This window comes from Robiginitalea marina, assembly GCF_024006985.1.
Taxonomy (GTDB): domain Bacteria; phylum Bacteroidota; class Bacteroidia; order Flavobacteriales; family Flavobacteriaceae; genus Robiginitalea; species Robiginitalea marina.
Genome location: NZ_JAMXIB010000001.1, coordinates 162365 through 180628, shown reverse-complemented (window position 1 = coordinate 180628; position 18264 = coordinate 162365). Strand labels below are relative to the sequence as shown.

Sequence of the window (18264 nt, the reverse complement as noted above, 5' to 3'; positions counted from 1 at the left end):
TTGCATATTATTTGAGAACAGGGAAATAACACCTAAGAATATAGAGGGCTATTGCACTTATACTGTTCATACTTTTTGAGGAGCGTATTGCTGTAATCTGGGAAGAAGCGACAGATACGCATCCTTGCTTCCATTAATCAGGAATTTTTTCCGCCCAGATTTAATTACTGCACCGAAGAGAGTCCCTACAGAGCCCCCAATCAGTCCCCCAAAAAGTGCCCCGCTACCCTGCGTAATATAGGCATCTTCAGTACTTGAAAATCCAATGACAGCGCCAATAACCGCCCCACTGACGGCCCCCACCCAGGCGCCCTTGCCCACATTCCCTTGTCTCCTGACTTTTATTCCCTGAATATTCTGAGGAACAAATTTCAACTCCGTGAAATTCTCGCCCAGGATCACAAGTTCATCCTGATTAGCCGCGTGCAGGGTCCCCTTAAACTGATCCTGGTTTACTGTCGTGACCCAAATCTTATACATTTTCACTTTTTGGGCATTTGTCGTGGTAATGGCGAAAACAAGGGTCAGCAGCGATAAGAAACTAAGCGTTTTCATAACCTGGGATTTTAATTTAAAATTATTTCCGTGGAGGTCGGAAATCAATGATGTGAATCATTTCCATAAAGGCCATTCGAAATGTAGGTTTTGGATTGTATCCCAGGGCTGATTACGGGTTGCGGGGTAACGGAATATTTTGGAACTGGGTGGGAGGGCGGGGGGTCCCCGTTCCCTTCTATACCGCGCCTCCACGTAATCATTCCCAAAGTGCCACGGAAAACGTAATTTTACAGGAAAGGCCGGAGCCCATGAGCAATCGAATATCCGAACGCGTAGCCGATTTTCTGAGGCGCTACCCCCCTTTCAATGAGCTGACGCCCAAAGACCTTTCCGTACTGTCGGAGGGTGTGGAAATCCTCTACCGGGAAAAAGGGAGTTATATTTTTCGGGAAGGGGAAGCAGCCCACACGTTTTTTTACGTGGTGCAACGCGGGGCAGTAGACCTCAGGCACGCCGCCACGGGCGATATGGCCGATATCTGCGATGAAGGCGACATCTTCGGGCTCAGACCGCTGATGGCAGGCGAAAACTACCTTCTTGAGGCGCGCGCACGCGAAGACAGTATCCTCTATGCCATCCCCATAGAGGCCTTCAGGCCCTACATACAAACGTATGAAGAGGTTGGGAATTTCCTCATTGAATCCTTCGCCTCCAATACCCGGAACCCCTATGCCAGGGAATACGGGGGGCGCCTGCCGGGCATCCCTGGATCTCCCGCCGGCCCGGGTTCCGTGACGCCATTTAGCGAAGTCCTTCCCATCCAATCCTCCAAAAACCTGGTCAGTTGCACCCCCGATTTTCCCGTGAAGGAGGTAGCAGCCCTCATGACGGAAAACAATGTCGGATCGGTGTTGGTGGAAGCAGCAGGCTTACCGGTGGGGATTATCACCGACAAGGACCTCCGCAACAAAGTGGTCAGCGGGCAGGTCCCCATTACCGCCCCGGCTTCGGAAATCATGACCCAGCCCGTGATCACCTACCCCAGGAAGATGACCATTACCCAGGCGCAGTTGGCCATGATGAAAAACGAGATCGGCCACCTTTGCCTCACCGAGGACGGTACCCCGGACAGTCCCGCCGTAGGCATCATTTCGAAATACGACCTGATGCTGGCCCTGGGCAACAGCCCGGAAGTGCTTATGCGTGCGATCAAACGGACCCGGAAGATCAAACGGCTCAAACCCGTACGGGATCGGGTAACCTACCTTTTGAGGGGATACCTTGAAAATAATATCCCCATGTCGATTACCATGAAGCTGATCGCTGAACTGAACGATGCCTGCATTAAACGGGTTATTGAACTTTGCCTGAAAAAACAGGGGCCTACCCCGGTGGCCTTTGCATGGTTGGCTATGGGAAGCCAGGGGCGGAGCGAACAGCTGCTGCACACCGACCAGGACAACGCCCTGGTTTTTGAAGAAGTCCCCGCAGACCAATTGGAGGATATCCGGACCTATTTCCTGGAACTGGCCAAACTCGTGAACAAGGGGCTGAAGACCATAGGGTACGACTATTGCCCTGCCGATATGATGGCTTCCAACCCCGACTGGTGTAAAAGCCTGGGGGAATGGAAAAATACCATCTCCAAATGGGTACATAACCCTGGAAAGGAGGAGGTTTTGCTCTCCTCCATCTTTTTCGATTATAACTTTACTTATGGCCGCAAGGAGCTGGTACGGGAACTTTCGGATTATATATTTTCCAATGTCAGCAAGTACCCGATGTTCTATTACCACCTGGCCAGTGGGGCCCTGCAAAACCCCTCCCCTACAGGGTTTTTCAGGCAATTCCTGGTGGAACAGGACGGCATGCACAAAGATTTTTTTGACCTCAAGCACCGGGCCCTGATGCCGCTAACCGATGCCGCCCGCGTCCTCATCCTGTCGCACCAGGTGCGGTATATCAACAATACCGCGGAACGCTTTGAAAAACTGGCGGAGTTGGAACCCAACAACCGGGAGTTGTTCCTCTCCTGCTCCTACGCCACCAAGGCTTTGCTGAAGTTCCGGACCAAACAGGGCCTGCTCCATGGCGATTCCGGCCGGTTCATTGCCCTGGACACCCTTACCAAGGAAGAAAAAATGAAACTCAAACGAACCTTTAAAACCATCAAGGAGCTGCAGGAACTCATCGCCATCCGGTTCAAGGTCTCCTCCCTGATGGTATAACTGCGCCATGAAGCTTTTCAGGAAAAACCCGGGTTCCCCGGCCGGAGACGTAGCCGGAAAGGACGTTTCCGAAGCCCTGTTTGTGGTCCTCGACACCGAAACCACCGGCCTGGACCCCCTGCACGACCGTATCCTCAGTATCGGGGTGCTGAAGTTGCAAGGCGGGCGCATCAGGGTTAGGGAATCCATGGAACTGTTCATCGCCCAGGAGCACTTCGACCACCGTTCCGTACCCATCCACGGCATCCTGAAGCAGGGGCCAAACCGACGGCTCCCAGAGCGGGAAGCCCTGGAGCAATTCCTGGGGTTTTGCGATGGGGCTATCCTGGTGGGCCACCATATCGGGTTCGACCTGGAGATGTTGCGACGGGGGCTGGCGCGCCATGGGATGCCCGAGCCGGGCAATCCCTGCCTCGATACGGACCTGTTATACAAGGCTACTCTGCTAAAGAGCCCCCTGCTGAACAAGAAAGCCCACTACAGCCTCGATGAACTTGCCGGGCGATTTGACCTTTCCTGCAAGGACAGGCATACGGCCCTGGGCGACGCTTACCTGACGGCCGTGGCTTTTTTACACATCCTGGGGTTGCTGGCGGCCAAAAGGCCCCTTACCCTGAAGTACTTATTGCGAATCGGGAGTTAAGGGAACTACAGGCCTTCCAGATACCGAAGGACGTTGCGCTCTATACGCTGGCGGATCTCTGAAGTGTCGGCCATTACAAAGGGTTCCCCTAAAATCTGTTCGAACAGCTCGATATACCGCTCGGAAATCGAAGCGATATAGGAGTCATCCATCTCGGGAAGCACCTGCCCCTGAAGGCCCTGGAAGCCTTTGGAAATAAGCCATTGCCTCACAAATTCCTTGGATAGCTGCCGCTGGGGCTCACCCCTTTCCTGCCGCTGCTGGTAGCCGTCGGCGTAGAAATACCTGGAGGAATCCGGCGTATGGATTTCATCGATAAGCCGTATGGTGCCGTCGGGGCCTTTGCCAAACTCATATTTGGTATCGACCAGCAAAAGCCCCTTGCTGGCAGCCAGTTCGGTGCCCCTTTGGAACAGGGCCCGGGTATACCTTTCAAGGATCTGGTAATCGTGCTCACTCACAAGGCCGCGCTCAAGGATGCCTTCCCGGGAAATATCCTCGTCGTGGTCCCCTTTCTCCGCCTTGGTGGCCGGGGTGATGATGGGCTCCGGAAAAGGATCATTTTCCCGCATCCCTTCCGGCAGGGAGACGCCACAAAGCATCCGTTTGCCGGCCTTGTATTCCCGGGCAGCGTGGCCGGCCAGGTATCCCCGGATCACCATTTCCACCTTAAAGGGTTCACATTTTACCCCCACGGTTACATTCGGGTCCGGTACTGCCGTGACCCAGTTGGGCACCAGGTCCGCAGTGGCCTGCATCATCCGGTGCGCAATCTGGTTGAGGATTTGCCCCTTGTAGGGAATGCCTTTGGGCATCACCACGTCGAAGGCGGAAAGCCGGTCGGTGGCGATGACTACCAACAGGTCGTTATCCAGGTGGTAAACCTCCCGTACTTTTCCTTTATATACCTTTTGCTGGCCGGGAAAATGGAAATCCGTGCCGGTGAGGGTCTGGCTCATGTTCAGTTCTGGTGTTCTATGTCTTTGTAAGCGTCAATGACCTTTTTGACCAGCCTGTGGCGGATGACGTCCTTGTCGTCCAGGTAGACCATTTCAATGCCTTTGATGTTCTTGAGGATCAGCAGGGCTTCCTTCAGGCCTGAAATTACCCGCCTTGGCAGGTCGATCTGCCCCGGGTCGCCGGTAAGCAGGAACTTGGCATTCTTGCCCATCCGGGTAAGGAACATCTTCATCTGGGCATGGGTGGTATTCTGGGCCTCGTCGAGGATTACGAAGGCATTGTCGAGGGTCCTTCCCCGCATAAAGGCCATGGGGGCGATTTGTATGGTGCCGTCCTCCAGGAGCTTTACCAGCTTTTCGGAAGGGATCATGTCGCGCAGGGCATCGTACAGCGGTTGCATGTAGGGGTCCAGCTTTTCTTTCAGGTCACCCGGCAAAAAACCCAGGTTTTCCCCGGCCTCCACCGCAGGGCGCGTGAGGATGATCCGCTTGACCTGTTTGTTTTTAAGGGCACGCACCGCAAGGGCCACCCCGGTATACGTCTTCCCGGTACCCGCCGGGCCTATGGCAAAGACCATATCGTTTTTCGACATGGCGTCGACCAGCCTGCGCTGGTTTGCCGTCATGGCCCGCACCAGCCGGCCACTTACCCCGTGCACGAGCACTTCCCCACTGCCCTCCGCAGATTCATACTGTTCATCCGCAGGGCTCTCGAGGATGCGCTCTATGGCATTTTCATCGATCTTGTTATACCGGGAAAAATGATCGGTAAGCTTCTGGAATTGCTGTTCAAATTCCCCCAGCATCGGGGGCTCCCCATAGACCTTAATGCGGTTTCCCCTGGCCACGATTTTTAGCCTGGGAAACGATTTTTTCAGCAGGTCGATGTTGGCATTGCGGTCCCCAAAAAAATCCCTGGGGTTAATATCGGTGAGGTCGAGAGTGAGTTCGTTCAAAAACCAAAAAGTGTTTATAAGTGCCGAAGTAAGCCAGGCTTTGCGCCGCCGTTTTTTGTGTAATTTTGCTGAACAAACTTACGTAAAATTCAGATTGACCCCTTAAAAAAATATCAACAGCGCCCCATGCCAATTATCACCCTGACCACTGATTTTGGGTTAAAAGACCATTTCGTGGGAGCCATAAAGGGGCACATCCACAAGGAACTGCCCGGGGCCACTATTGTTGATATTTCCCACCTGGTCAGTCCGTTCCATATACAGGAATGTGCCTACCTGCTCAAAAATGCCTACCGCGCCTTTCCTGAAGGGACGATCCATATAGTAGGGGTCGATTCGGAGCGGACGGCAGAAACCACCCACCTGGCCCTTGCCGTGGACGGGCATTTTTTCATCACGGCCGACAATGGGGTCATCAGCCTGATTATCGAAGAAGTTACCCCCGACAAGGTCGTGGAGATAAACCTGCCCAACAGCCCGGAAACGGTTTTTCCCGTGCTGGACATCTTTGTGCCGGTGGCCTGCCACCTGGCACGGGGCGGGACCCTCGAAGTAGTGGGAAAGCCATTTTCAGAGGTACGGTCCATCCGGGAACTCACCCCCCGGATCACCGAAAATGGCGACGCCATCATCGGCAGTGTACTGTATATAGATAATTACGGCAATGTGGTCTCGAACATCCACAGGAGCCTCTTCGAAGCTTATCGCAAAGGCCGGAAATTCACCCTGGAGGCGCGCAACAAAAAGGTCACCGAAATTTACCAGAAATACAGCGACTTCGTAAATTTCAAGCTCGACAAGTCGCAGCGGCGGGGGCCGGGCGACCTGCTGGCGCTCTTCAATTCTTCAGGCTATATCGAACTGGCCATCTATAAAAGCAACCTTGGCACTGTGGGAGGGGCCTCCACCCTGCTCGGCCTGGATTATAGGGATACGGTCCGCATCAATTTTTCATAGCATGGTGACGCGCATTGTACAGATGACTTTCGAACCGGAAAATATCCCTAGTTTTGAGCGCATTTTTGAAGCGAATAAGGAATCTATCCGGGCCTTTCCCGGGTGCATGTACCTGGAACTCCTGCGGGACGGGTCCAACCCCGGTGTCTTTTTCACCTATAGCCGCTGGGAATCGGAAAGCGCCCTGGAAGCCTACCGGAATTCCGACTTTTTCAGGGAAGTCTGGGGCCGGACCCGCTTGCTTTTTGCAGAAAAGCCCCGGGCCTGGACCCTGGACCGGATAGACTAAACCGAGTTAAAAAAACTGCCATGTGGTCTGTTTTTAGAAAAGAAATAGCATCCTTTTTCACCTCCCCGGTGGGGTACCTGGTCATGGGGTTGTTCCTTGTGCTCACCGGCCTTTTCCTGTGGGTGTTCCGGGGGCCCTTTAATATTTTTGACCATGGGTTTGCCAACCTCGGGTTGTTTTTCCTGCTGGCCCCATGGATCTTCCTGCTGCTGATCCCGGCGCTGACCATGCGGTCTTTTGCGGAGGAACGCAAACTGGGGACCCTGGAGCTGTTGCTGAGCAAACCCCTGCCGGTCGCTTTGCTGGTGCTGGGCAAGTACCTGGGGGCTTTGGCCCTGGTACTGCTGGCCGTCGTTCCTACGGTACTTTATGTGGCGACGCTGTACGAACTGGGCACCGAACCGGGGAACTTCGATGCGGGGTTGGTCACCGGGTCATATGCCGGCCTGGTTTTCCTGATGGGGGTCTATACGGCCATCGGGCAATTTACCTCCACCCTAACGGAAAACCAGATAGCCTCCTTTATGGGGGGCGTTTTGCTCTGCTTCCTCCTCTATTACGGGTTCGAAGCCCTTTCGACCCTTTTTGACGAAGGACAAACGGCCCTGTGGGTACAAAAATTGGGGATGAAGGCGCATTATGAAAGGATCAGCCAGGGCATCCTCGATAGCAGGGACCTGGTTTACTTCCTCTCCCTGACCCTCTTTTTCCTGTACCTGAGCGTGAAACAACTAAACGGGTTGAAACGATGAACAGGAAATCCCCGGCCCTTAAAGGGCTCCTTGCCCTGGTCGCCCTGGTCGCCGTCAACGCGGTTTCGGAACTGGCCTATACCCGGTGGGACCTTACCGAAGACCACCGCTTTACCCTTGCCCCCCAGAGCATCCGTGCTGCCGAAGCCCTGGAAGGCCCGGTTGGCGTGCAAATCCTGCTCGATGGAGAACTCCCCCCGGAATTCGCCCGCCTGCAGCAGGAAACCCGGCTGTTGCTCGAACAGTTTGCCCAGTACCACCGCGCCCTGGAGGTTTCCTTTACCGACCCCATGGCCTCCGGGGCAGATGACGAGGAAACCCTCCGCGCCCTGCAATCAGGCGGGTTGCGCCCGGCCAGCGTTACCGTCGAGGAAAACAACAGGGTTTCCCAGGAAGTCGTGTTCCCCTGGGCCCTGGTAACGTTCGGGGACAAAACGGAAAAGGTCGCCCTGCTGAAAAACCAACTCGGGGCCTCCACCGAAGAGCGCGTAAATGCCTCCATTCAAAACCTGGAATACGCCTTTGCCGATGCCTTTACAAAACTCGGGTTAAGCGAAAAGAAAACCATTGCAGTACTTAAGGGTAACGGGCAACTGGCAGACATTTACCTGGCTGATTACCTCACCGCCCTGAAAGGCTATTACAACCTCGCCCCCTTCACCCTCGATTCGGTGGACACGGCCCCTGAAAAGACGGTAGAGACCCTCAAGCGGTTTGATGCGGTCCTGATGGCCAAACCCACGGAAGCCTTTACGGAGGCAGAAAAATATGTCCTGGACCAGTATATGGTTTCCGGTGGGAAATCGCTGTGGTTGCTCGACGGGGTAGCCATGGAACTCGACAGCCTGCTGAACCGCGACGGGGAGGCAGTCGCCCTGCCCAGGGACCTCGGCCTTGGCGATTTGCTTTTTCGCTATGGGATCAGGCTAAACCCGAACCTGGTGAACGACCTTTACGCCACCCAAATCGTGCTTGCTGCAGGGGAAGGGAACAACGCCCAGTACGACCCGGTGCCATGGGTTTACCACCCCATGGTGTTTTCCCGGGAAGACCACCCGATAAACACCAATACCGAGGCTTTGCGGATGCAATTTGCCAGCAGCATCGACACCCTCCCAAACCCGTACAGGAAGACGGTGCTTTACGCATCCTCCCCCCTTTCCCGTGTGGAGGGGACCCCCAAGATTATCGGGTTGGATGCGATCAGCAGGGAACCGGACCGCAGCACCTACACCCCTGGGAATTACCCCCTGGCCGTGCTGGTGGAGGGGCGCTTTACCTCGGCCTATAAGAACCGGGTCAGGCCGCTGGAATTGCCCGGTTTTGTGGAAGAGGGCCCTGAAAACCGCATGATCGTGATCGGCGACGGCGACCTTGTCGCCAACCAGCTCCGCAATGGCCGGCCCCTGGAACTGGGGTACGACAAATGGACCAATAATTTTTACGGCAACAGGGAATTCCTGGTGAATGCCATGAACTACCTCCTGGAAGATACCGGACTTATAAACATCCGAAACAAAAAAGTGTCTATCCCCCTGTTGGACCCGGAAAAAATCGCAGCCGGAAAAACCCGGTGGCAGCTTCTGAACATCGGTATTCCCGTGGGGCTCATCCTTTTACTGGGGGTGGTTTTCAATGGGCTGAGGCGCCGCCGGTACGGGAAGTAATGTTAATAAGTTTGTTTTCCATCCACCGCCATTTGGGATATATTTGTCTGGCGTGCCCCAAGCCAATGGGGCTTGCGGTTATTGATCACCAGACGAAAGTTTAAGAGCCTATGAAATTCATCGTATCCAGCACCTATCTCCTCAAGCAATTGCAAGTCCTTGGAGGGGTGATCAGCAGCAGCAACACCCTGCCCATCCTGGATAATTTCCTGTTTGACCTCGACCAGGGGAAACTCACCGTGTCTGCCTCCGACCTGGAGACCACCATGAGTTCCGTCCTGGAGGTGGATTCCAAAGACCACGGGGCCATTGCCCTACCTGCCCGCCTCTTGTTGGATACCCTTAAAACCTTTCCGGAACAGCCGCTCACCTTTGTGGTGGAAGACAACAATACCGTTGAAATCAGTTCCAGCCATGGAAAATACGCCCTGGCCTACGCCGACGGGGCGGAATTCCCCAAGGCCGTGGAACTGCCCGACCCCAGTACCACCCGGATACAGGGCGACATCCTGGCCTCCGCCATCAACAAAACCCTTTTTGCAGCAGGTAACGACGACCTTCGCCCGGTAATGAGCGGGGTCTTCTTCCAGTTTTCCCCGGAACACCTGACTTTTGTGGCCACCGATGCCCACAAACTGGTGAAATACCGCCGGACCGATGTGCACGCTCCAGCGGTTACGGAATTTATCATGCCCAAAAAACCGCTCAACCTGCTCAAAGGGATCCTTTCCGGCAGCGAGGAGGATGTGGTAGTGGCCTACAACGACAGCAATGCTAAATTTTCCTTTGAGAATACTGAGCTTGTTTGCCGGCTGATCGACGGGAAATACCCGAATTACGAGGCGGTGATCCCCAGGGAAAACCCGAACCAACTGGTGATATCCAGGGGGCAGTTCCTCAGCTCCGTAAGGCGGGTTTCCATTTTCTCCAACAAGACCACGCACCAGATCCGGCTTAAAATCGCCGGGGCTGAACTGAATATTTCCGCCGAAGACATCGATTACAGCAACAAGGCCGAGGAAAGACTCACCTGCTCCTACCAGGGCGACGACCTGCAGATCGGCTTCAACTCCCGCTTTTTGGTCGAAATGCTGGGCAACCTCGATTCCGACGAGGTGTCCCTCGAGATGAGCCTGCCCAACCGGGCCGGCATCCTCACCCCGGTGGACGGCCTGGACCCCGGGGAAGAAATTATCATGCTGGTGATGCCGGTGATGTTGAATTCCTAAGGAGGTTTCTTCAAAAAGCCGCTTATATTTCCTACTTAATTAGCTGTATTCAGGACACTTAGCGCCTTTCGTTACCCTGAACGGGTTTTGCTGTTACTCATCGATCAAAAGCACTTCCAGGATATAAGTCCACTACCTTTATATTGCTTTTTATCCTAACCTAGAATAACACAAAACTGAACTTTATGAAAAAAATACTCTTTTTCCTAATGCTGGGGGGACTGGTCTTTACCTCCTGTGAACAAGAGGACCTCAGCTCCCAGGTTGAATTGGACGGGGTTGCCGCAAAGGCCAAAAAAAGCAAGGAGAATACCAAAAACAATGATCAATCGGTCTCAAGTACCTCCTTCGATTTTGAAAACGCCCCTTGTGATGCCGTCAAGGAGGCTGAACTTTATGCAGGCCAGCACACCCTGGTTGGCAAGGTAACCGTTGATCTCATTGATGGGGAATATACCATTACCTACACGGTCAATTCCGGTTATTGCCTTACCGAAACCCATCTTTCCGTGGTGGATTCTCCCGAAAACTTTCCAATGTCTGGCAACGGAAATCCGCCACCCGGTCAGTTCGAGTATAAGGGAAACCACGAATGTACTTCCAGCGTTACCTACACGGTTCCCAATACAGGCGCTTACATAGCCGCACATGCGGTCGTAAAGTGCGTGGAAATAGTGGTCCCTGAGTTACCCGAAGTAGCCGATTTCTGTATCGATGCCCAGGGAGTAAACGCCGGCGGAACATACTTTGACGTTACGGTTGACGGTATGGCGCTTTCAGGAGGATATGGAGCCTGGTGCGTGGATGTTGACCTGGGAATCGGTCAGGAGTGTATAGAGGACGCCTTAGTCTATTCCAGCCTGGACTTTCCTCCGGCCCTTTTCGAAAACCCACAAAACATGCCTGCTGTTAACTGGCTCCTGAACAACCAGGATGAGATCCTGGGAACAACAAGTGCCGGCGTTGGGGGCATTTACAATTTTGGGGATTTCCAAAATGCTATTTGGCTCCTTATCGATGATGAACCCACGCGTTCAGGACTAAACCTGGGTGATTATGACGATACCCTCGGCCGTGCTGGTGAGATTCGGCAGATGGCCCTGGAGGCTATAGAAAACGGGTACACTCCCGGTTGTGGAGATTTCGTGGGGGTAATCCTGGTGCCTGTAGACGAAAGTTCAACTCCAAACAAACAAGCCATAATCATTCCAATCCCTGTGGAATGCAAAGAACGCTGTTCAGAAACAGCCTGGGCTCGGAATTCTGCATCAAGGGATTGTGGAAACTTCCCAGGCAATAACTGGGCGACTTACTTTATGTTTGACGATTCAGAGTAATGCCAGATCTGCAATAATTTTCTGAAAAAGGGCGGTTTTATCCCGCCCTTTTTTGTTTAAAAGATTTAACATAAATTCCCTTAATCTTGTAATTAATCATGTTTTTAAAGCGATTATTGGGTTTTAAAAGCGATAATTTCTTCTTTACCTACTTCGAAGAGGATCAGGTCCCTTCATATTACATAGTGCCAGACAAGGCTGAGGACTCAGGTCAAATCGTCTATAAAGACTTCCATTCGGTAAAGCCATGGGGAACTGGTCTTATTTTCTGCATACCCCCTTACCTTGATTTTGGTCAACTATTACTCAGGGAAGGCTATTCTGCAATTACCCTATGCTACAGATCTGGATATTTATTGGATTTTGCAGGTTTTGAAAGCCCTGACCAATATTTGAAAAAGCAGCTTGGATCGAGGGCCTTAAAAAAAATCAACAGGGACTTCAGGAGGTTAGATGAAAAGCACGTCGTAACCTTTGAGGCCTTTTTCGGTGAGATTGAAAAAAAATCCTATCAGCGTTTAATGGATGCTTTCCAGGAAATGATCAGGGATCGTTTCGCAGAAAATGCAGACGAACACACTGCCCTGCAAAGGTGGGATTTTTACAGGGACTCGGTATTCGATTTGATCCTTATTAAAAAGGCGTCATTATTTGTAATGTATGGCAATGGGGTCCCCATCAGTCTCGCCCTGAATTACCATAAAGGAACCGTTCTGGATAGTGCAGTTACCACCTTCAAAAACGATATGGCGTCCTATGGCTTGGGGAAATTAATGCTGGTTAAAAAAATACAGTGGTGTTTTGAACATGGATATGACAAAATGGATTTGAGATGGGGCGATTTTGAGCACAAAAAGAAGCTCGCTAATCGGGTCTATACCTTCAAAAACCAAATAATATATCGAAAGGGCAACATCATTGCCCGTATGAGGGCGCAGGTCCTTGCATTCCTTCTTAAAATAAAACAACAGAGGCAATAAGTCAAACGTATACTATCCTACTGAGTTGTTTTTATTCGACTTTTCGCAAATTTCAGGATATAAACGGGATCGTCATGAAGTAACTCGGGGCTTCCCCCCTGCCTGCCCGCACTGCATTGACAATCGGCAGCAAAAACCCCAAAATGCCCGTCAGAATCAGGGTAAGAATCCCCAGGCCGAGCAACAGTATGGCCGGGATGCTCAGGACTACATAAAGGATCAGGGAAAGCTGCAGGTTTACGATGGCCTTGCCATGCTGGTCCATGCCGTCCACCTGGTCCCGGGTGGTGAGCCACAGGATCAGGGGCACGATAAGGCCGCCAAAACCGGTGATATAGTTCAATAGCTGCGTCAGGTGGGTTACGGTAAGCAACGGGCGGTCAATCCGCAGGCCGTTTTCTGATACTACTTCCATTTTTTTGGTTTGATTGATGAGCTACCTAATGGGTAGGAGATAAGCCACTTTTGTTACAGCTCGCCATTTAGTCGTATTTTTGAAGGGCAAAATGGCAGGGGGGCAAAGCCGCCTCCATCTATAAAATCTTCGATGCTCAAGGCAGACCAGGATACCATCATAGCACTGGCCACCCCCGCGGGGAGCGGGGCCATTGCCGTCATCCGGCTCAGCGGGCCGCAGGCGATATCCCTGGTTTCTTCCTGTTTCAGGGCCGCAAGCGGCCGTTCCCTGGAAGATTGCCCGGGGCACACCATCCACCTCGGCAACCTCTATGAAGGAAAACGCCTGCTCGACGAGGTCCTGGTTTCGGTATTTCGCGCCCCCCGTTCGTACACGGGGGAAAATGTGGTGGAAATCTCGTGCCACGGCTCGCCCTACATCCAGCAGGAAATCCTGCAAAGCTTCCTCGCCCTGGGGTGCCGGATGGCGCGGCCCGGGGAATTCACCCTCAGGGCCTTCCTGCATGGCAAGATGGACCTGAGCCAGGCCGAGGCCGTGGCCGACCTGATCGCCTCGGAAAACGAAGCCAGCCACCAGATTGCCCTGCAGCAGATGCGGGGCGGTTACAGCTCTGAAATCAGGGACCTGAGGGACCAGTTGATCCACTTTGCCTCCATGATCGCCCTGGAACTGGACTTTTCGGGGGAAGACGTGGAATTTGCAGACCGGGAGGCCTTCCGGGAGTTACTGGAGAAAATCGCCCGGTTGCTGAAAAAACTCATCGACTCCTTCGCCATGGGGAACGTCATCAAAAAAGGCATCCCCATCGCCATAGCCGGGCAGCCCAACGTGGGTAAGTCGACCCTCCTCAACGCCCTGCTGCAGGAAGAGCGGGCCATTGTAAGCGACATTGCCGGTACTACCCGCGACGCCATTGAAGACGAAATCACCCTGCAGGGGATCGGGTTCCGGTTCATCGATACCGCGGGGCTTCGGGAAACTGCCGACACCATCGAAAGCATTGGCATACAGCGCACCTACGAAAAAATGGAGCAGGCCCGGGTCCTGGTCTATATGGTAGATAGCAGCGCCCTGGATGGGCAGGGCCTGGAAAAGGCCCGGCTGGAATCCGAAGCGCTCCGGGCCCAATACCCCGGCAAACCCATCCTGTTGCTGGCCAACAAAAAGGACCTCCTCTCCCCCACCCGACAGGAAGAAATTGGGCAGGCCCTGGAGGGGATCCTGTTCATTTCCGCAAAAACCGGGGAAGGCCTCGAGGAGCTGCAGCAACGCCTGCTAGGGTTTATCCAGACCGGGCTGCTGCGAAACAATGACCCCATTGTGAGCAATAGCCGCCACTACGAAGCCCTGACCCGGGCGCTGGAGGCCATCCACCGGGTGCAGGAAGGCATGGCCGAAGAGGTTCCCACCGACCTGGTTTCCATCGACATCAACCAGGCGCTCTTCCACCTGGGGGAAATCACCGGGCAGATTAGCACCGATGATTTGCTGGGGAATATTTTTTCGAATTTTTGTATCGGGAAGTAGCCGCACGGGCCGGGAAATCCCCTGCTCCCCCTTATTTTTTATCAGTACCTGGCCCCATAACCCTGATCCCCCGGGCATTCATTTCGGCAATATTCACTATGGAAATGCCAGCGGGGCATTCCACTTCGCAGGCCCCGGTAAAGGAGCAGTTCCCGAACCCTTCCAGGTCCATCTGCCGGGTCATGTCCAATACCCTTCGGTCGGCTTCCGGTTTGCCCTGGGGTAGGTTGCTCAGGTGGTTGATTTTCGCGGCGGTAAACAGGGCTGCAGAAGCGTTTTTACAGGTGGCCACACAGGCACCGCACCCGATACAAGCGGCCGCGTCCATGGCCTTATCGGCCACTTCCTTGCCCACCAAAATGGCATTGGCCTCGGGAGCCGTGCCGGTGCGGGCGCTGATGTACCCCCCGTGCTCCACAATCCGGTCGAGGGCAGAACGATCCACCACCAGGTCCTTGATGATCGGAAAAGCCGCAGCCCGCCAGGGTTCCACCACAATGGTATCGCCGTCGCTGAAACTGCGCATATGCAACTGGCAGGTTGTGATCTGGTCATGGGGGCCGTGGGCCCGCCCATTGATAAAAAGCCCGCATTGCCCGCAAATCCCCTCCCTGCAGTCGTATTCAAAGGCAATGACTTTTTCATTTCCGCGTATAACCAGGAGCTCGTTCAGGAAATCGAGCGCCTCCAGAAAGGACATATCGGGGGTCAACCCATCCACCTCGTACTCCCGGAAACGCCCGGGGGCAGAAGCATGCTCCTGCCGCCATATCTTGAAGGTTACCTTCATGGTTCCATAACTTTTCGCGGCCGACCGATTGTCGGCCGGTTCCTATTTATAACTGCGTACGGTGGGCTGTACATACTCAAAGTGCAGGGGTTCCCTGTACAACCGGAAGCTGCCCCCGTTATATTCCCATGCCGATACAAAGGCAAAGGCATCATCCCGCCTCAGGGCTTCCCCTTCAGGGGTTTGGTATTCTTCCCGGAAGTGCGCCCCGCAGGATTCCTCCCGCTGCAAGGCATCGGTACACATCAGCTCCGCAAGTTCCAGGAAATCCGCAAGTCGGAGGGCCTTTTCCAGGTCCCCATTCATTTCCTGTGCTGTCCCTGTCACCCTAACATCCCCCCAGAAAGCGTCCCGGATTTCCGCAATGCGCACCAAAGCCGATTCAAGCCCCTTCCTGTTACGGCTCATCGCACATTCCTGCCACATGACTTTCCCCAGTTCCCGGTGAAAATGGTCTACCGTGCTGCGCCCATCTACCGAAAGCAGGCGGGTAATACACTCCGCCACCTCCCTTTCGGCCTTCTCGAATTCCGGATGGTCCACCCCGGGGGCCTCCCCTTCGCTGAGCAATTGCTCCAGGTAGTTGTTGATGGTGTTGGGCAGGATGAAATACCCGTCAATACTGGCCTGTAGCAAGGAATTGGCACCCAGCCGGTTCGCCCCGTGGTCGGCATAATTGCATTCCCCGATGGCGTACAGCCCGGGGATGGTCGTCATCAGTTCGTAATCGACCCAAAGCCCGCCCATGGAAAAATGGGCTGCCGGGGAAATCAACATGGGTTCGGTGTAGGCATCCACCCCTGTGATTTTTTTGTACATGGTAAATAAATTGCCGTACCGGTCCCGGATGGTGTCCAGGCCCAGGCGCTCAATGGCATGCCTGAAATCGAGGTAGACCGCATTTTTGAGGGGACCCACCCCATGGCCGGCATCGATGCGCTCCTTGGCTGCCCGGGATGAAATGTCACGGGGGGCGAGGTTTCCGAAACTGGGGTAGCGTCGCTCCAGGTAGTAGTCGCGTTCCTCTTCCGGGATTTCGTTGGGTTTTCGATCGTCCCCTCGCTTTGTCGGCACCCATATGCGCCCATCGTTGCGGAGCGATTCCGACATCAGGGTGAGCTTCGACTGGGCATCGCTGCTTTGGGGAAGGGCCGTGGGGTGGATTTGGGTAAAACTGGGCGCGGCAAAGAACGCCCCCCGCTTGTGGGCCTTCCAAATGGCACTCCCATTACAGCCGATGGCCAGGGTCGATAACCGGAATACCCGGGAATACCCCCCGGTTGCCAGCACCACGGCGTCGGCGGCAAAGCGCTTTAATTCCCCGGTCACCAGGTCCCTGGCGATGATCCCCCGGGCGCGCCCATCGATCACGACCAGGTCGAGCATTTCATGGCGCGCAAACACCGCCACCTTTCCAGCCCGCTTCATTTTGGAAAGCTGTGAGTAAGCAGCCAGCAACAGTTGTTGCCCCGTCTGGCCCCTTGCGTAAAAGGTCCGCTGCACCTGGACCCCTCCAAAACTCCGGTTTACCAGTACTCCTCCATATTCACGTGCAAACGGGACGCCTTGCTGGGTAAAGTGGTCAATCAGGGGGGCAGACAATTCCGCCAACCGATACACATTGGCCTCCCGGGATCGGAAATCGCCCCCTTTAAGGGTGTCGTAAAACATGCGCCAAATGCTGTCGCCGTCGTGCTGGTAATTCTTTGCGGCGTTTATGCCCCCCTGGGCGGCCACCGAGTGGGCCCTCCGGGCCGAATCCTGGTAACAGAAACATTCGACCTCGTAGCCCAGCTCCCCCAGGGTAGCTGCAGCTCCGGCCCCGGCCAGGCCAGTGCCCACCACGATTACCTTTAACCGTTTTTTATTGGCCGGGTTGATCAGGCGTGCCTGGGTCTGGTAATTCCGCCATTTGTGTTCCAGGGGGCCTTCCGGGATTTTTGGGTCCAGCATTTTAAATCCTTTGGAATTCGCATCTTCATGCATGGGTTGAAAATAGGATATTGAGGGGTGGATTCCAATACCTGTGGAGGGGATTTTGGTACAACACTCTTCTTCATCTTCCCGGGGTATGAGAATATGGATTCAGGAAAAGTACCAGGATAGAAAAGCTCCTCTTTTGTATTTTTTTCAATGTTACCCTACCTTTACCCCAGGATTACCGAAAAGTAAATTTTTTCTAAAAGATCTTCTCGTTGCGGATCAGCATAGAACCTAAACGATTTTGCTTGCGACTGGGCATTATAGCCTTAATACTCCTCTTATTAAATGTTTTGGGAGTAATTGCTTCCCTGAATCACTGGTCCGATCTTGTGGAAAGCAGCACAATGAGGGATGTTGTATTATATCTTACTAAGTTGTTCGATTTCAATACGGAGCGAAATATCCCAACCTTTTTCAATGCCCTGTTGCTTTTTTTCTCCTCCATTGCGCTGTTCCTTTTGGGTATGTTCCAGGCCCGGCAGCAACAATGGGGGGTCATCCAATGGAAAGTCCTTTCCCTGATTTTTCTTTTCTTGTCTCTTGACGAAATTGCGGTGCTTCATGAAAGGTTGATAGACCCGGTTCGGTCGCAATTCAATTTATCCGGCATACTCTATTTCGCCTGGGTACTTCCTTATGGCATCGGCCTGACCTTATTGGCTCTTATCTATCTTAGGTTTTTGAAAAGGCTTCCGCGACAAACTTCTAAAGCCATGGTTGTTTCGGGTATCATCTACGTGTCAGGAGCTATCGGGATAGAACTACTGGAAGGCAGGGAAGCTGTGACCCATGGGTTTGAATCCCCAGGTTTTAAGGTCCTGTATACCCTGGAAGAAAGCCTGGAAATGGGCGGGCTTATCCTTTTTTTATACGCCCTGCTTTCCTATAGGCATTTTTCCCTTGAAATTGCTACCCCCGGGGCTTCCTGACCTAGTCCCCGCCCCATAAAAAGGCTGAAACACCTTTACGACGGGAACCGACCAGCAGGCTTTTCCCGTTTATGACATATGTCATTAAATACCGCATGTAAAGAGGGTACCTTCGACCTCTG

17 protein-coding genes are annotated in these 18264 nt (G+C 53.6%); 11 read left to right on the top strand and 6 right to left on the bottom strand.

What is annotated here, in order from left to right:
• Positions 1 to 66 precede the first annotated feature (66 nt).
• On the bottom strand, positions 67 to 555 hold the full coding sequence (locus tag NG653_RS00735) for a complement resistance protein TraT (RefSeq protein ID WP_252739739.1): 489 nt from the start codon (positions 553 to 555) through the stop codon (positions 67 to 69).
• Positions 556 to 806: 251 nt separating this feature from the next.
• Here NG653_RS00735 and NG653_RS00730 point away from each other — a divergent pair, with 251 nt between their 5' ends.
• Both NG653_RS00730 and NG653_RS00725 read left to right on the top strand, forming a co-directional pair.
• Positions 807 to 2726, top strand: a complete 1920-nt coding sequence (locus tag NG653_RS00730) for a DUF294 nucleotidyltransferase-like domain-containing protein (RefSeq protein ID WP_252739738.1) — start codon at positions 807 to 809, stop codon at positions 2724 to 2726.
• 7 nt (positions 2727 to 2733) lie between these two features.
• Positions 2734 to 3369 carry a 3'-5' exonuclease gene (locus NG653_RS00725; protein WP_252739737.1) on the top strand — a complete coding sequence of 212 codons (636 nt, stop codon included), beginning with the start codon at positions 2734 to 2736 and terminating at the stop codon, positions 3367 to 3369.
• 5 nt (positions 3370 to 3374) lie between these two features.
• Here NG653_RS00725 and NG653_RS00720 read toward each other — a convergent pair whose 3' ends face one another.
• Complete coding sequence (locus NG653_RS00720) at positions 3375 to 4328, bottom strand: phosphoribosylaminoimidazolesuccinocarboxamide synthase (RefSeq protein WP_252739736.1); 954 nt, start codon at positions 4326 to 4328, stop codon at positions 3375 to 3377.
• Positions 4329 to 4330: 2 nt separating this feature from the next.
• Positions 4331 to 5284, bottom strand: a complete 954-nt coding sequence (locus NG653_RS00715; RefSeq protein ID WP_252739735.1) for a PhoH family protein — start codon at positions 5282 to 5284, stop codon at positions 4331 to 4333.
• A gap of 126 nt (positions 5285 to 5410) precedes the next feature.
• Between NG653_RS00715 and NG653_RS00710 the strand changes: the two genes are divergently transcribed.
• The 7 genes from NG653_RS00710 (at position 5411) to NG653_RS00680 (ending at position 12495) form a co-directional block, all read left to right on the top strand.
• Positions 5411 to 6241: an SAM hydrolase/SAM-dependent halogenase family protein gene (locus NG653_RS00710; RefSeq protein WP_252739734.1), complete on the top strand. Its 831-nt coding sequence runs from the start codon at positions 5411 to 5413 to the stop codon at positions 6239 to 6241.
• 1 nt (position 6242) lies between these two features.
• Positions 6243 to 6530, top strand: a complete 288-nt coding sequence (locus NG653_RS00705) for a putative quinol monooxygenase (protein WP_252739733.1) — start codon at positions 6243 to 6245, stop codon at positions 6528 to 6530.
• 20 nt (positions 6531 to 6550) lie between these two features.
• Positions 6551 to 7282: a gliding motility-associated ABC transporter permease subunit GldF gene (gene gldF, locus NG653_RS00700; RefSeq protein ID WP_252739732.1), complete on the top strand. Its 732-nt coding sequence runs from the start codon at positions 6551 to 6553 to the stop codon at positions 7280 to 7282.
• Positions 7279 to 8949 (top strand): gliding motility-associated ABC transporter substrate-binding protein GldG, encoded by a 1671-nt coding sequence (gldG, locus tag NG653_RS00695; protein ID WP_252739731.1) that lies wholly within the window; start codon positions 7279 to 7281, stop codon positions 8947 to 8949. The genes gldF and gldG overlap by 4 nt, the downstream gene beginning before the upstream one ends.
• A gap of 110 nt (positions 8950 to 9059) precedes the next feature.
• A complete protein-coding gene (dnaN, locus tag NG653_RS00690; protein ID WP_252739730.1) occupies positions 9060 to 10178 on the top strand; it encodes a DNA polymerase III subunit beta in 1119 nt (372 codons plus the stop codon).
• A gap of 185 nt (positions 10179 to 10363) precedes the next feature.
• Entirely contained in the window at positions 10364 to 11515 is a 1152-nt protein-coding gene (locus NG653_RS00685; protein ID WP_252739729.1) for a hypothetical protein, read from the top strand.
• A 98-nt stretch (positions 11516 to 11613) separates the two neighbouring features.
• Positions 11614 to 12495 (top strand): GNAT family N-acetyltransferase, encoded by an 882-nt coding sequence (locus NG653_RS00680; protein WP_252739728.1) that lies wholly within the window; start codon positions 11614 to 11616, stop codon positions 12493 to 12495.
• A 52-nt stretch (positions 12496 to 12547) separates the two neighbouring features.
• Here NG653_RS00680 and NG653_RS00675 read toward each other — a convergent pair whose 3' ends face one another.
• Positions 12548 to 12910 (bottom strand): DUF4870 domain-containing protein, encoded by a 363-nt coding sequence (locus tag NG653_RS00675; RefSeq protein ID WP_252739727.1) that lies wholly within the window; start codon positions 12908 to 12910, stop codon positions 12548 to 12550.
• Between the two features lie 132 nt (positions 12911 to 13042).
• Here NG653_RS00675 and mnmE point away from each other — a divergent pair, with 132 nt between their 5' ends.
• Positions 13043 to 14440: a tRNA uridine-5-carboxymethylaminomethyl(34) synthesis GTPase MnmE gene (mnmE, locus tag NG653_RS00670; protein ID WP_252739726.1), complete on the top strand. Its 1398-nt coding sequence runs from the start codon at positions 13043 to 13045 to the stop codon at positions 14438 to 14440.
• 31 nt (positions 14441 to 14471) lie between these two features.
• On the opposite strand, the gene NG653_RS00665 is transcribed toward mnmE, so the two are convergent.
• Together NG653_RS00665 and NG653_RS00660 are read right to left on the bottom strand one after the other, a co-directional pair.
• The gene (locus tag NG653_RS00665) at positions 14472 to 15230 is read right to left on the bottom strand and encodes a succinate dehydrogenase/fumarate reductase iron-sulfur subunit (RefSeq protein WP_252739725.1); all 759 of its coding nucleotides are present in this window, start codon (positions 15228 to 15230) and stop codon (positions 14472 to 14474) included.
• Between the two features lie 42 nt (positions 15231 to 15272).
• Positions 15273 to 17183 (bottom strand): fumarate reductase/succinate dehydrogenase flavoprotein subunit, encoded by a 1911-nt coding sequence (locus tag NG653_RS00660; RefSeq protein WP_252739724.1) that lies wholly within the window; start codon positions 17181 to 17183, stop codon positions 15273 to 15275.
• A 359-nt stretch (positions 17184 to 17542) separates the two neighbouring features.
• On the opposite strand from NG653_RS00660, the gene NG653_RS14840 reads away from it, so the two are divergent.
• Entirely contained in the window at positions 17543 to 18142 is a 600-nt protein-coding gene (locus NG653_RS14840) for a DUF8692 domain-containing protein (RefSeq protein WP_502206177.1), read from the top strand.
• Positions 18143 to 18264 lie beyond the last annotated feature (122 nt).